The organism is Candidatus Pelagibacter sp. HIMB1709 (genome assembly GCF_052047635.1).
GTDB lineage: Bacteria > Pseudomonadota > Alphaproteobacteria > Pelagibacterales > Pelagibacteraceae > Pelagibacter.
Genome location: NZ_JBNAJW010000001.1, coordinates 857,195 through 871,901, shown reverse-complemented (window position 1 = coordinate 871,901; position 14,707 = coordinate 857,195). Strand labels below are relative to the sequence as shown.

At 31.6% G+C, this 14,707-nt stretch carries 15 protein-coding genes; 14 read left to right on the top strand and 1 reads right to left on the bottom strand.

Annotation, left to right across the window (positions count from 1 at the left end; translation table 11 throughout):
- Window positions 1-5: 5 nt before the first annotated feature.
- From trmD to ACTTAR_RS04655, 14 genes are read left to right on the top strand one after another with little or no spacing between them, the layout of a single operon-like run.
- Window positions 6-692 (top strand): tRNA (guanosine(37)-N1)-methyltransferase TrmD, encoded by a 687-nt coding sequence (gene trmD / locus ACTTAR_RS04720; RefSeq protein WP_440681503.1) that lies wholly within the window; start codon window positions 6-8, stop codon window positions 690-692.
- Window positions 693-708: 16 nt separating this feature from the next.
- On the top strand, window positions 709-1,245 hold the full coding sequence (rplS, locus tag ACTTAR_RS04715) for a 50S ribosomal protein L19 (RefSeq protein WP_440681504.1): 537 nt from the start codon (window positions 709-711) through the stop codon (window positions 1,243-1,245).
- A gap of 11 nt (window positions 1,246-1,256) precedes the next feature.
- A complete protein-coding gene (gene leuC / locus ACTTAR_RS04710) occupies window positions 1,257-2,660 on the top strand; it encodes a 3-isopropylmalate dehydratase large subunit (protein WP_440681505.1) in 1,404 nt (467 codons plus the stop codon).
- Window positions 2,661-3,266 (top strand): 3-isopropylmalate dehydratase small subunit, encoded by a 606-nt coding sequence (leuD, locus tag ACTTAR_RS04705; RefSeq protein WP_262589907.1) that lies wholly within the window; start codon window positions 2,661-2,663, stop codon window positions 3,264-3,266.
- Window positions 3,259-4,365, top strand: a complete 1,107-nt coding sequence (leuB, locus tag ACTTAR_RS04700; RefSeq protein WP_440697849.1) for a 3-isopropylmalate dehydrogenase — start codon at window positions 3,259-3,261, stop codon at window positions 4,363-4,365. Before leuD ends, leuB begins: the two co-directional genes overlap by 8 nt.
- A gap of 26 nt (window positions 4,366-4,391) precedes the next feature.
- Complete coding sequence (locus ACTTAR_RS04695; protein ID WP_440681506.1) at window positions 4,392-6,155, top strand: acyl-CoA dehydrogenase family protein; 1,764 nt, start codon at window positions 4,392-4,394, stop codon at window positions 6,153-6,155.
- Window positions 6,156-6,157: 2 nt separating this feature from the next.
- Window positions 6,158-7,774, top strand: coding sequence for an acyl-CoA synthetase (locus ACTTAR_RS04690; RefSeq protein WP_262589904.1), 1,617 nt, complete (start codon window positions 6,158-6,160; stop codon window positions 7,772-7,774).
- Window positions 7,775-7,782: 8 nt separating this feature from the next.
- A complete protein-coding gene (locus ACTTAR_RS04685; RefSeq protein ID WP_440681507.1) occupies window positions 7,783-8,559 on the top strand; it encodes an alpha/beta fold hydrolase in 777 nt (258 codons plus the stop codon).
- Window positions 8,556-9,665, top strand: a complete 1,110-nt coding sequence (locus ACTTAR_RS04680) for a dimethylsulfoniopropionate demethylase (protein WP_440681508.1) — start codon at window positions 8,556-8,558, stop codon at window positions 9,663-9,665. The genes ACTTAR_RS04685 and ACTTAR_RS04680 overlap by 4 nt, the downstream gene beginning before the upstream one ends.
- Window positions 9,666-9,680: 15 nt before the next feature.
- The gene (locus tag ACTTAR_RS04675; protein WP_440697847.1) at window positions 9,681-10,688 is read left to right on the top strand and encodes an aspartate-semialdehyde dehydrogenase; all 1,008 of its coding nucleotides are present in this window, start codon (window positions 9,681-9,683) and stop codon (window positions 10,686-10,688) included.
- Window positions 10,678-11,061 (top strand): succinate dehydrogenase, cytochrome b556 subunit, encoded by a 384-nt coding sequence (sdhC, locus tag ACTTAR_RS04670; RefSeq protein ID WP_440697846.1) that lies wholly within the window; start codon window positions 10,678-10,680, stop codon window positions 11,059-11,061. Before ACTTAR_RS04675 ends, sdhC begins: the two co-directional genes overlap by 11 nt.
- A 1-nt stretch (window position 11,062) precedes the next feature.
- Window positions 11,063-11,389, top strand: a complete 327-nt coding sequence (gene sdhD, locus ACTTAR_RS04665; protein ID WP_440697845.1) for a succinate dehydrogenase, hydrophobic membrane anchor protein — start codon at window positions 11,063-11,065, stop codon at window positions 11,387-11,389.
- Window positions 11,389-13,164 carry a succinate dehydrogenase flavoprotein subunit gene (sdhA, locus tag ACTTAR_RS04660; RefSeq protein ID WP_440697844.1) on the top strand — a complete coding sequence of 592 codons (1,776 nt, stop codon included), beginning with the start codon at window positions 11,389-11,391 and terminating at the stop codon, window positions 13,162-13,164. The genes sdhD and sdhA overlap by 1 nt, the downstream gene beginning before the upstream one ends.
- Window positions 13,164-13,943: a succinate dehydrogenase iron-sulfur subunit gene (locus tag ACTTAR_RS04655; protein ID WP_440697843.1), complete on the top strand. Its 780-nt coding sequence runs from the start codon at window positions 13,164-13,166 to the stop codon at window positions 13,941-13,943. The genes sdhA and ACTTAR_RS04655 overlap by 1 nt, the downstream gene beginning before the upstream one ends.
- Here ACTTAR_RS04655 and ACTTAR_RS04650 read toward each other — a convergent pair.
- A complete protein-coding gene (locus tag ACTTAR_RS04650) occupies window positions 13,933-14,694 on the bottom strand; it encodes an IclR family transcriptional regulator (protein WP_440697842.1) in 762 nt (253 codons plus the stop codon). The two genes, ACTTAR_RS04655 and ACTTAR_RS04650, sit on opposite strands and share 11 nt — an antisense overlap.
- Window positions 14,695-14,707: the final 13 nt, after the last annotated feature.

Genomic DNA, 14,707 nt, shown 5'->3' with positions numbered 1-14,707 from the left:
AGTATATGTGGCAAGCTCAAGTGTTTACACTTTATCCAGATATTTTTCCTGGTCCTTTGTCTAAAGGTCTATATGGAAAAGCAATGTCTAAAAATATTTGGAATTTAAAAGTAGTAAACATTAGAGATGCTGCTGATGATAAACACAAAACTGTAGATGATACTCCTTATGGAGGTGGTTCAGGTATGTTGATGAAAGCTGATGTATTAGCAAAATCATTAGATCAAAATAAAAATGAGGGAGAAAAAATAATATATTTATCTCCAAGAGGAAAAAAATTTGATCAAAATTATGCCAAAGAACTATCAAAGGAAAAATCGGTTTCGATAATTTGTGGACACTTCGAAGGAGTTGATGAAAGAGTGTTAAGCACGAGAAATATAGAAGAAGTTAGTATTGGAGACTTTATTTTATCAGGAGGAGAGTCAGCAGCATTTGTGGTGATTGATAGTATTTTGAGACTTTTACCCGGTGTTCTGGGAAATGAGAATTCTACGGTAAACGAAAGTTTTGAAAATGGATTATTAGAGTATCCTCAGTTCACAAAACCTCAAATTTGGGAGGAAAAAGCGGTTCCAGAAGTACTTTTGTCAGGAGATCACAGTAAAATTAAACACTGGCGTTTATCTCAATCTGAGGCTATAACACGCGTCCGAAGACCAGATTTATGGGAAAAATATAAGAAGAATTAATTTGATAAATATAACTATGAAAACAATTGAAGAGATAAATCAACATAACGTTAAAAAAATACTTTCAGAAAAAAAGATACCTGAATTCTACCCTGGAGATGTAGTTAAAGTAGGTGTTAGAATTACAGAGGGAAAAAAAGAGAGAATTCAATATTTTGAAGGCGTTTGTATTGCAAAAAAAAGCAGAGATTTAAACTCGTCTTTCACAGTTAGAAAAATTTCTTTTGGTGAAGGTGTTGAAAGAACATTTCCACTTTATGGAACTCTAATTGACTCAATTAAAGTTATTAGATCAGGAAAAGTAAGAAGAGCAAAATTATACTATCTAAGAGATAGAACAGGTAAATCAGCAAGGATTGCAGAAAAAATCAGAAAAAAAATTGGTATTGATGTTGATGCAAAACCTGAAACAGTTACTGAAGAAAATGTAGCTCCACCGACAGAAGCTCCAAAAGAAGAGGCTCTTAAAGTAGAAGCAGCTCCAGCAACAGAAGTTCCAAAAGAAGAAGCTACTGCTGAACAATCAACAGAAAGTACTTCAGAAAAAAAATAATTTTTTTTTCAATGTCCACTACTCTTTACGATAAAATTTGGAATGATCATCTAGTAGATCAGCAAGAAGATGGAACAGCTTTATTGTTTGTCGATAGACACTTAATTCATGAAGTTACTAGTCCACAAGCGTTTGAAGGTTTAAGAAATTCAAATAGAAAAGTTCGTCATCCTAATTTTACTTTAGCTGTTGCTGATCATAATGTTCCAACAACAGATAGAACTAAAGGGATATCAGACCAGGAATCGAAATTACAAGTTGATACATTAGAGTCAAATTGTAAGGAATTTGGTGTGCAGCTTTTTGGTATGGATGATAAACGACAAGGAATTGTTCATATTATTGGACCAGAACAAGGCTTTACTCAACCAGGAACAGTTATTGTGTGTGGAGATAGTCATACGGCAACACATGGTGCTTTTGGCTCATTAGCTTTTGGTATTGGAACATCTGAAGTTGAACATGTTTTAGCAACGCAAACACTCGTTCAAAAGAAAGCAAAAAATTTTAGAATTAATGTTAATGGAACACTACCATTAGGAGTAACATCTAAAGATGTAATACTTCAAATCATTGGAAGGATTGGTACTGCAGGTGGAACAGGTTGTGTAGTTGAGTATGCTGGAGATTTAATAAGATCTTTAAGTGTTGAACAGAGAATGACTATTTGCAATATGACCATTGAGGGTGGTGCAAGAGCTGGATTAATTGCTCCAGATGAAAAAATATTTGAATATTTAAAAGGTAAACCCATGTCTCCAAAAGGAGAAAATTGGGAAAAGGCATTGGTATATTGGAATAGTTTAAAAACAGATGCTGATGCAACTTTTGACAAAGAAATAAATCTTAATGCAAATGAGATTTTACCGATGATTACTTGGGGGACTTCACCTCAAGATGTAATTACAATTGATGGAAAAGTACCTAATCCTCAAAATGAAAAAGATGAGGATAAAAAGAACTCAATTGAAAGAGCACTAAAATATATGGGATTAACACCTGATATGGCAGCAACTGATATTAAGATAGATAAAGTATTTATTGGAAGCTGTACAAATGGAAGAATTGAAGATTTAAGAGAAGCTGCCAAAATCTTAAAGGATAAAAAAATATCATCTCATGTAAATGCCATTGTAGTTCCAGGGTCAGGATTGGTTAAAGAACAAGCTGAGCAAGAAGGTTTAGATAAAATATTTGTAAATTCAGGATTTGAATGGAGAGAGCCAGGTTGTTCTATGTGTTTAGCGATGAATGCAGATAAATTAAAACCAGAGGAAAGATGTGCATCTACTTCAAACAGAAACTTTGAAGGAAGACAGGGAAGAGGCGGCAGAACGCATCTAGTAAGCCCTGGGATGGCAGCTGCAGCTGCAATCTCTGGTAATTTAGATGATGTAAGAAAGTATCAAAATTAAATGCAAAAATTTAATACATTAAAAAGTATTCCTGCTTATTTACCGATCGTAAATATCGATACAGACATGATTATTCCTAAGCAATTTTTAAAAACAATAAAAAGAACTGGACTTGGAAAAAATTTGTTTTTTGAAATGAGATATGACGATAATGGAAAAGAAATTAATGATTTTGTATTAAATCAGGAACCATTTAATAACTCAAAAATTTTAATTGCAGGAAACAATTTTGGATGTGGTTCATCAAGAGAGCATGCTCCATGGGCATTGTTAGATTTTGGAATTACTTGTGTAATTAGTTCAAGTTATGCTGATATTTTTTATAGTAATTGTTTTAAAAATGGAATTTTACCAATAATTCTTGAAGAAGAAAAAATAAAAGAACTTTCTGAATATGCAAATAGAAAAGAAGAAATTTCTGTAGACTTAAATGATCAAAAAATTATTTATGGAAACAATGAAATTAAATTTGAAATAGATCCATTTAAGAAAAAATGTTTGCTAGAAGGATTAGATGACATTGCTCTTTCTTTAAAAAAATCTGATAAAATTCAAAATTTTGAAAATCAGTTAAAAGATAAAAAACCTTGGGTTTTTAATGATTAAAGTAAAAAAAAGAAAAATTCTATTATTACCAGGTGATGGTATTGGACCTGAGGTAATTGGAGAAGTTAGAAAAATAATTAATTGGTTCAATGATAAAAAATCTTTAGACTTTGAAATAGATGAAGATCTTGCAGGTGGATGTTCTTACGATAAACACGGCACACCTATAACAGATGAAGTTTTTTATAAAGCTTTAGAGAGTGAAGTTGTTATGCTTGGTGCAGTTGGAGGACCTAAGTGGGATAATATTGAGTTTTCAAAAAAACCGGAGAGAGCTTTATTAAAATTAAGAAAAGAATTAAAATTATTTGCAAATTTGAGACCTGCCATATGTTTTGAACAGTTAGTTGGTGCATCAACACTTAAACCAGAAGTAGTTTCGGGTTTAGATATAATGATTGTAAGAGAATTAACAGGTGGAATTTATTTTGGTGAACCAAGAGGTATTAAACCAATAGAAAATGGTGAAAGAAAAGGAATAAATACTCACACTTATACCACTAGTGAAATTACTAGAGTTGCAAGAGTTGCATTTGATCTTGCTAGAAAAAGATCAAATAAAGTTACATCTTGTGAGAAATCTAATGTTATGGAAGCTGGACAACTATGGAAAGAAGAAGTTCAGGAACTTCATGAAAAAGAATACAAAGATGTTGAGCTAAGTCATATGCTTGCAGATAACTGTGCAATGCAATTACTTAGAAATCCAAAACAGTTTGATGTAATTGTTACTGATAATTTATTTGGTGATATGCTTTCAGATCAAGCTTCAATGCTAACAGGATCTCTAGGGTTATTACCTTCAGCATCTTTAGGTGCAAAAAATAAAGATGGTGAAATGAGAGCAATGTATGAACCTATACATGGTTCAGCCCCTGATATTGCAGGAAAGGGGCTAGCAAATCCAATCGCAACAGTATTAAGTTTTGCAATGGCTTTAAGATATTCTTTAGATCTTGATAATGAAGCTGATGCTTTAGAAAATGCAGTACAAGCTGTATTAAATGATGGTCTAAGAACGAAAGATATCCTATCTCAGGGTATGAAAGAAGTATCTACTTCGCAAATGGGCGATGCGATAATTTCAAAATTGCAATAAACCTCTAAGTATTCTAAGCTTTTCAAATGCCAAATTATTCTGCACCTGTCAAAGATATGATGTTTCTCTATGAAAAATTAAGAGATAACAAAAATTATAATGAACTTGAAAGATATAATGAAGTCACATCAGATTTGGTAAAAGATATTTTAGAAGAAGCAGCTAAAATTAATCAAAATTTAATTTTACCACTTGCTAAAGCAGGTGATGAAAATCCAGCAGTTTTAGAAAATGGAGTTGTTAGAACTCCACCAGGATATAAAGAAGCTTATCAGAAATATATTGAAGATGGATGGATATCATTGTCTTGTGATCCAAAATATGGAGGACAAGGAATGCCCAAAACAGTGAGTGCTTTTTTTGATGAAATGATGTCTTCAACCTCACTAGCGTTTAAGCTTTATAGTGAATTAACTATAGGCGCTTATAATTGTCTTTTACGTCATGCAACTGATGAAATGAAAGATATATACCTTCCAAAAATGGTTGAGGGTAAATGGAGTGGCACAATGTGTTTAACGGAACCAGTATGTGGAACTGATTTGGGTATGTTAAAAACTAAAGCTGTAGAGCAAAAGGATGGTACTTATAAAATTAGTGGTCAAAAGATTTTTATTACCTCAGGAGATCATGATCTTACAGAAAATATTATACATTTAGTAATAGCTAGAGCGACTGACTCTCCTGCAGGGACAAAAGGGATAAGTTTGTTCCTTGTACCAAAGTTCCTTTTGAAAGAAGATAGATCTCTAGGCCCTAGAAACGGAGTGTACACTGGTTCTGTGGAGCATAAAATGGGCATCAAAGGCTCTGCAACATGTGTTTTAAATTTTGATGAAGCAACAGGATACATGATAGGTTCAAAAAATAAGGGACTTAACCAGATGTTTACAATGATGAACTTAGAAAGAATTGTCGTTGGAATACAAGGATTAGGAATATCCGAAATAGCTTATCAAAATTCACTTTCATATGCCAAGGAAAGAAAACAGGGTAAAACACATAACTCAAAGTCTACGAATGGTGCTGATTTTATTATTGAACATGCTGACATAAGAAGATCTTTGTTAAATATGAAGTCAATTATTGAAGGTGAAAGAGCTTTATGTTTTTGGCTGTCACAACAAACTGAAGTTAGCCTTCATCATCAAGATGAAAAAATTAAAAAGGAAGCTTCTGATTATGTTTCTTTGATGACACCAGTAGTAAAATCATTATTTACTGATTTAGCCATGGAGATTACGAGCGATGCAATGCAAATTCATGGAGGCTATGGATTTACTAAAGATCAAGGAATTGAGCAACTATACCGTGATAATAGAATAACTCCAATTTACGAGGGCACAAATTCTGTTCAAGCTGCCGATCTAGTGTTTAGGAAATTATCAAATAAAAATGGAGATATAATAAATAAATTTTTAGATATGATTAAAACTGAATGTGAAAGTGAAAATGAGAAAGTAAAACCTTTTTTAAAAGAACTTAACCACTATATAGATGTATTATCTAAATTTACTGTCTGGATTAAAGATAAAACAACAACAGAAAAAGATGATGCAAGTTCTGCAGCGAACGATTATTTAAAAACACTCGGTTATGTTTCATTAGGATATTCGTGGATAAAAATTTTACAGGTAAGTTTTAGAGATTTAGATTCAAATAAAGATTTTTATATAGATAAAATTAATACAGCTACATTCTATTTTGAAAAAGTATTACCAAGAGCAGAATATCATTATAAATCTGCAGTTTCAGGTAGCTCAAATATAATGAAATTTAAATTTAATTAATAATGAATCATTACGATATTAATCTGGATAGAAATAATGCAAATTATGTTCCATTAACACCACTAACATTTTTACAAAGAGCCAAAGATGTTTATCCTGATTATGAGGCTATAGTTTATGAGGATAGAAGCTATACTTGGAATGAAGTTTATAAAAGAGCAGTAAAATTTGCCAGTGCACTTTCTAAAATTGGTATTCAAAAAGGAGATACAGTATCTTTTTTAGCTTTTAATACTCCTGAAATTTTTGAGGCACACTACTCAGTTCCAATGACAGGAGCTGTTTTAAATACAATAAATATAAGATTAGATGCTAATACAATTAATTATATTTTAAATCACAGTGATGCGAAGGTATTGGTTGTAGATAGACAATTACATGTAGAAGTAAAAAAAGCTTTAAAAAATTTAAATAAAAAAATCACTGTTATAGATATTAACGACAAACATGCTGATCAATCGAAATTGGAAAAAATTGGAGATTTAGAATACGAAAGTTTTTTAAATACTGGAGATGAGAATTTTGATTGGAAAATGCCTGATGATGAATGGCAGGCAATATCTTTAAGTTATACTTCAGGTACAACTGGCAACCCCAAAGGTGTTGTTTACCATCATAGAGGTGCCTACTTAATGTCTACGGGAAGCACTGTTGCTTGGAACATGCCTAATCGTTTAAACTTTTTAACAGTTGTTCCAATGTTTCATTGTAATGGATGGTGCTATCCATGGACAGTTCCAATGTTAAATGGAAGAACAATTTGTTTAAGAAATATTGATGTTAAGAAAATTTTTGAGCTTATTGATAAATATGACATTACTCATTTTGGAGGAGCACCAATAGTTTTAAATATGATAACGGGAGCTCCCGAAAGTGATAGAAAAAAATTAAAGCATAAAGTTTATGTCTTAACTGCTGGAGCACCTCCTCCAAGTATTATTTTTAAAAAAATGAAATCTCTTGGATTTGAAGTTATGCATGTTTACGGCCTTACAGAAACCTACGGTCATGTTACACAATGTGCATGGAATGATGGATGGAATGATTTAGATGAAGATAAACAAAATGAGATTAAGGCAAGACAAGGAGTAAGGTATCCCAATACAGAAGGAGTAACAGTTTTAGATCCAGAAACGATGAAAGAAGTTCCTAAAGACGGAAAAACTATCGGTGAGATCATGATTAGAGGAAACGTAGTAATGAAAGGTTACTTTAAAGATAAAGAAGCTACCGACAAAGCTATGAAAGATGGATGGTTTCACAGTGGTGACTTGGCAGTTATGTTTCCTGATGGATATGTGAAAATTCAAGATAGATCTAAGGATATTATTATCTCAGGGGGAGAAAATATTTCATCAATAGAAATTGAAAATACCTTATCTAAACATCCTTCAGTTTCAATAGCAGCAGTAGTTGCTAAACCAGATGAAAAATGGGGAGAAGTACCTTGTGCTTTCATCGAGATGGTTCAAGATAAGCCTGTTACTGAAAAAGAATTAATTGATTTTTGTAAAGAAACTTTGGCTGGATTTAAAGTCCCCAAAAAGGTCGTTTTTTGTGAACTACCTAAGACATCAACTGGAAAAATACAGAAGTTTGAACTGAGAAAAAAAGTTTAGGAATCTAATTGATATTTGAAATCGAAAATAAAAGTATTTTTGCTTCAGACAATGGCAAAGGTATAGATAAAAACAGAGATACCATTGTTTTTCTTCATGGAAGTGGCTTATCCCATATTGTTTGGTCATTAAGTGAGCAATTTTTTTCAAATAATAATTTCAATGTATTATCTATTGATTTACCAGGACATGGAAATTCTGAGGGGCCATGTTTAAAAACTATTGAGGAAATAGCAGAATGGTTGGAACTTGTATTTGATGCCTTAGATCTTCAAAATTTAATTTTAGTTGGTCATTCACAAGGATGTTTAGAAATACTTGAGTATTCCCATAGATACAAAGATAGACTAAAAAAAATAGTCTTTGTAGGTGGATCTAACAAAATGCCTGTTCATCCTGATTTGATTGAACTCGCGGAAAACGGAGATTCTGATGCAGTAAAGTTAATGATGAAGTGGGGATATGAAGGCTCAAAAAAATTTATAGGTGGAAATCCAGTTGAAAGAATTATTCAATCTCCAAAAGATATTAGTGAAATACTTGCTGTAGATCTTATAGCTTGTAATAATTATAAAAATGGTTCAAACGCAGCTGGGTCTATTGATGTTCCATCAATGTTTGTTTTTGGTTCTTTAGATAAAATGGTTAATTTAGAATCTGGTAAAAAATTTTCTCAATTAATCAAAAATTCAACTATTCATGTAATAGAAGGATGTGGACATATGATTATGATTGAAAAAGCATTTGAAATGCGAGACAAGGTTTTAGAATTTTTAAATAAATGAAAAATTATTCAATAGCAAAATCTAGAAGACTTAGAAGTACGCCTTATACTTCAAGAATAGAAAAACAAGGTGTAACAGCTTATACAATCTATAATCACATGTTGCTGCCAGCAGCATTTGGATCTGTAGAAGATTCTTATCATCACCTAAAAGAACATGTTCAAATTTGGGATGTTGCAGCAGAAAGACAAGTTGAAATTTCAGGAAAAGATTCAGGTAAATTAGTTCAATTAATGACTTGTAGAGATTTATCTAAATCTAAAGATGGCAGATGTTATTATTGCCCTATTATAGATGATCAGGGTGGATTAATTAATGACCCTGTAGTGCTTAGATTAAATCAAGAGAAATGGTGGATATCTATTGCAGACTCTGATGTAATTTTATTTGCAAAAGGATTAGCGATTGGAAATAAATTTGATGTTAAAATTTTTGAACCAAATGTTGACATCATGGCCGTTCAAGGTCCAAAATCATTTAAGTTAATGGAAAAAGTTTTTGGTGAAAAAATAACTAAATTGAAATTTTTTGGATTTGATTATTTTAATTTTGAAGGAGTTGATCATTTAATTGCACAGTCAGGTTGGTCTAAGCAAGGGGGCTATGAGATTTATGTTCAAAATACTGAGTCTGGTCAAAAGTTATATGATCATTTATTTGAAGCTGGTAAAGAATTTAATGTTAAGCCTGGATGCCCTAATTTAATAGAAAGGATTGAAAGTGCTCTTTTATCATTTGGAAACGATATGGATAATAATGATAACCCGTTTGAGTGTGGTTTCGATAAGTATGTTAACTTAGATAGTGATGCAAAGTTTTTGGGTAAGGAAAAATTAATAAAAATAAAAGAAGAAGGAATTACCAAAAAATTGATGGGTATAAAAATTGATATTAATGAAATTAGTGTAACAGGTTCTCTGGATTTGAAAGATGAAAACAACAACCTAATTGGAGAATTAAGATCTGCTTGCTATTCACCTCACTTCAAAAAAGTAATTGGTATAGCTATGATGCAAAAAGGATACTGGAATCTTGAGCAAAATGTAAAAGTTGTTGTAAATGGACATAATTGCGCTGGAAAAGTTTGCGATTTACCTTTCATTTAGTATAACAACCCCATCATGAATATAGCTATAGTCGGAGCCACGGGCAATGTTGGAAGAAAAGTACTAGAAGTACTTGAGAGGAAAAATTTGCCTATTTCAGAAATTTTTTTAGTTGCATCTGAAAGAAGTGCGGGTTCAAAAATTAATTTTAAAGGAAAAGACATAGAAGTTGAAAATTTAGAGACTTTTGATTTTTCAAAAGCAAAAATTACTTTTTTTGCAGCAGGTGGAAAAATTTCAGAAGCTTATGCCTCAAAAGCAGCAAATCACAGCATTGTAATAGATAATTCTAGTTATTATAGAATGGATCCTGATGTTCCTCTAATTGTACCTCAAGTAAATGCGGATGACTTAAAAAATATAAAAAAAAATATTATTGCTAATCCTAATTGCTCAACTGCACAATTAGTCTTACCACTAAAACCAATCCATGATTTATTTAAAATAAAAAGAGTAATTGTAGCTACTTATCAGTCAGTATCTGGTGGTGGTAAAGCACCAATGGATGAATTAGTAGAACAGACTAAGCTAGCACTAGAAAACAAAGCAATTGAATCAAAAAATTTTACAAAACAAATTTCATTTAATTTAATTCCACATATCGATGTATTTGCTGATGACGGATACACAAAAGAGGAATTAAAAATGACCAATGAGACTAAAAAAATTCTAGATCAAAATATTGAATTATCAGCAACTTGTGTAAGAGTACCAGTTTTAGTTTCTCATTCTGAAGCAGTAAATTTAGAATTAGAAAAAGAATTTACAATTGATCAAATTAAAGAATGTCTTGAGAAAATGGAAGGTTGTAAAGTTATTGATGAGAGACAAGATGGTGGATATTCAACACCACTTGAAGCCGCTGGAAAAGATGAGACATTCATTTCAAGAATTAGAGAAGATAAGACTAAAAAGAATTGCTTAAATATGTGGATTGTCTCAGACAATTTACTTAGAGGTGCAGCCTTAAATGCAGTTGAAATTGCTGAAACATTAATAGAAAATAATTTTTATGGAAAGTAAAAGACCTCTTTCTCCTCATATACAAATTTATAGATGGCACATATCATCATTAGTATCTATTTCTCATAGAATTACTGGAATAATAAATATCTTAGCTATAACTTTAGTTTGTGTCTGGGTTTCTTGGCTAATTTTAGGAGAACCCAAATATAATTTGATAAACTTTTTTTTTAATTCGTTTTTTGGAAAATTTGTTGCAATAGGTTTAGCATGGTCTTTTAGTTTTCAAATACTTAGTGAAATCAGACATTTAATAATGGATATGGGTTATGGCTATGAATTGAAAACTACTCGTATATCAGGTTTGATGGTGATCTTTGGTTCATTAATTTTAACTATTTTATTTTACTTAATTGGAAAAAACTTTTTTTAATATGAATTTAGCTACAAAAAAATGGATGTTTTTAAAAATATCATCAATAATTTTAGTCCCTTTAATGTTTTGGTTTATAATTAATTTCATATCAGTTTATGATGGAGATTATTCTGAAGTAGTTAGTTTTTTTTCAAACAAAACAAATAAGTTTTTATTTAGTATATTTTTAATTTTTGCTTATTTTTTTTCTGCCTTAAGTATTAGTGAGGTTTTTGAGGACTATATTTCTGATGAAAAAACCAAATATGTCGCAAACAGACTTCTCTATATTTCTGCTATAATAATTCCATTATTAACAATAATAATTTTACTTAATCTAAAATAATGAGTGCTTATAATATTATAGATCATGAATATGATGTAGTTGTCTTAGGAGCTGGTGGATCTGGCTTGAGAGCTGCTGTTGGATTAAGTGAAGCTGGATTGAAAACAGCCTGTATTTCAAAAGTATTTCCAACTAGAAGTCACACATCTGCTGCACAAGGAGGTATCTCAGCTGCACTTGGAAACATGGGAGAAGATGACTGGAGATGGCATATGTATGATACGGTCAAAGGCGCTGACTGGTTGGGAGATCAAGACTGTATTGAGTATTTATGTAAAGAAGCTCCAAAAGCAGTTTTAGAATTAGAAAAATATGGAGTTCCATTTAGTAGAACTGAAGAGGGAAAAATTTATCAAAGACCTTTTGGAGGAATGACAAAAAATTATGGAAATGGAATTGTACAAAGAACATGTGCTGCTGCAGATAGAACTGGTCATGCAATTCTTCATACGCTTTATGGACAGGCTCTAAAACATAACACTGAGTTTTTTATAGAATATTTTGCACTAGATCTTTTAATGAAAGATGGAGCATGCAAAGGGTTAATTGCATGGAATTTAAATGATGGAACAATCCATAGATTTAGAGCACACAGTGTAATTATAGCCACAGGTGGATATGGGAAAGTTTATTATTCAGCTACATCTGCGCACACTTGTACTGGAGATGGAAATGCAATGGTATTAAGAGCTGGATTGCCTCTTCAGGACATGGAGTTTGTTCAATTTCATCCAACAGGAATTTATGGTCATGGTACATTGATAACAGAAGGTGCTCGAGGAGAGGGTGGTTATCTAACCAATTCTAAAGGTGAAAGATTTATGGAAAGATATGCTCCAAATGCAAAAGATTTAGCATCTAGAGATGTTGTTAGTAGATCAATGTCTATTGAAATAAATGAAGGAAGAGGTGTTGGAAAAGATCAAGATCATGTTCATTTAAACTTAAGTCATTTAGATAAAGATATTATTGAAAGTAGACTTCCAGGAATTACTGATGCTGCAAGATTATTTGCAAATGTAGATGTAACTAAAGAGCCTATACCTGTTGTACCAACAGTTCATTATAATATGGGAGGAATTCCAACAAATTACAAAGCAGAAGTTTTAACTGTTAATGGTTCAGAAAAAACTGTTCCAGGTCTGATGGCTATAGGAGAAGCAGCATGCGTTTCTGTTCATGGCGCAAATAGACTTGGTTCTAATTCACTAATTGATTTAGTAGTATTTGGAAGAGCAGCAGCAAAGAGAGCTGCAGAATTAGTTAAACCTGGAACTCCTCATGAAGAGATACCTGAGTCTGAGACGCAAAAATGTTTAGATAGATTTGATAAGTTAAGAAATGCAGATGGAAATAATAGTACTGCAGAACTTAGACTTTCAATGCAAAAAACTATGCAATCTAAATGTGCAGTATTTAGAACAGAAAAGAATCTAAAAGAAGGAGTTGATGATATTAGAAAAGCTTATGATGGAATGGACTCAATTTCTGTCAAAGATAGATCTTTGGTTTTTAACACTGATTTAGTAGAAACTTTAGAATTTGATAATTTAATTAGACAGGCAGTAACAACAGTTGAATCTGCATATCACAGAAAAGAAAGCAGAGGAGCGCATGCAAGAGATGATTATCCAAAAAGAAATGACGAAAAATTTATGCAACACACTCTTGCTTGGTGTGATGGAAAAAATACAAAAATTAGTTACAGACCAGTTCATAAGTCAACTTTGACCAATGATGTTCAATATTTCCCACCACAAGAACGGGTATATTAATGGTGCAATTGAATTTACCAAAAAATTCTGAAGTCAAAAAAGGTAAATATTTTAAAGACAAAACAGGTTCTAAAAATCTTAGAAAAGTAAATGTTTATAGATGGGACCCTTCTACTGAAGAAAATCCAAGAATTGATACTTATGAAGTTGATATGGATAACTGTCCTTCAAAAGTTTTGGATATTTTAAATAAAATTAAAAACGAAATTGACCCAACATTAGCTTATAGAAGATCTTGTGCTCATGGTGTTTGTGGTTCTTGTGCTATGAACATGGGTGGCAAAAATGGTTTAGCGTGCACAACTCCACATTCGGAAATTGATGGAGATATAGACATATATCCACTACCGCACTTGAAAGTTAAAAGAGATTTAATTGGTGATTTAGATGGTTTGTATAAACAGTATGAATCTATCGAACCTTGGCTAAAAAATAATTCAAAAAAAGAAACAACAGAAATTTATCAATCTCAAGAAGATAGAGCAAAACTTGATGGTGCTTACGAATGCATTATGTGTGCATGTTGTTCAACATCTTGCCCAAGTTATTGGTGGAATGGAGATAAATATTTAGGTCCAGCAGTGCTTCTACAAGCTTACAGATGGATCGTTGATAGTAGAGATGAAGAAAGAAAAGCAAGATTAAAAAAAGTTGCTGATGAATTGAAACTCTACAGATGTCATACTATTTTAAATTGTACAAATGCTTGTCCCAAAGGCCTAAATCCAGCAAAAGCAATTGCAGAAATTAAAAAAATGTTAGCTACTGCTAATCTTTAAATAAAATTTTACTAAGATTATTGGCAGCACTTTTCATAATAGGGATTATTTTTACTAAATCATTAATATCTTTACGACTTTTAGCTGTATGAGTGGATAGACAAAAACATAGTTGTTTATCTGAGTTAAATATAGGCACTGACATACCGACCATTCCATTGAACCATTCTTCATTGTCAAATGCATATCCTTGTTCATATATTTTTTTTAATTCTTTTTTAAATAAGGAAATATCAGTAATAGTATTTTTTGCAGTTTTAGGAGTTTTAATATTTTTAAAAATTTCAATTGCTTTTCCTTCTTGAATTGTAGAAAGATACAATTTTCCTGATGCAGAAGCATGTAAGGGAAGATGATCTCCAGCTTCAAGATTTAATTGCATTGGCCAATGAAATTCAATTCTATCAAAATATACAAGTTTTGTTCCAAAAGGTACGGATAAACTAACTGTTTCTTCAATATCGTTTGTCAATTTTCTTAAATATGATCTTCTCAAGGTAAAATTAGGTTCAAAAGGTAATGTTTTTAAAATTATATTTCTAATTTTTGGTCCAGGAAGATAATCTTTCTGACCTTGACTAATTAGATATTTTTCATCGCATAAGATTTCTATGTGTCGATAAATTGTTGCTAGAGGAATTTGAAGTTTATGAGAAATTTTTTTTGCAGTAAAGTTGTTAGGATCAACTAAAATTTCTTCTAATATGTTTAGAATTCTTCTAGGAGCAGTTCTGCTATTTATTTCACCCATTATTGAATTAAAA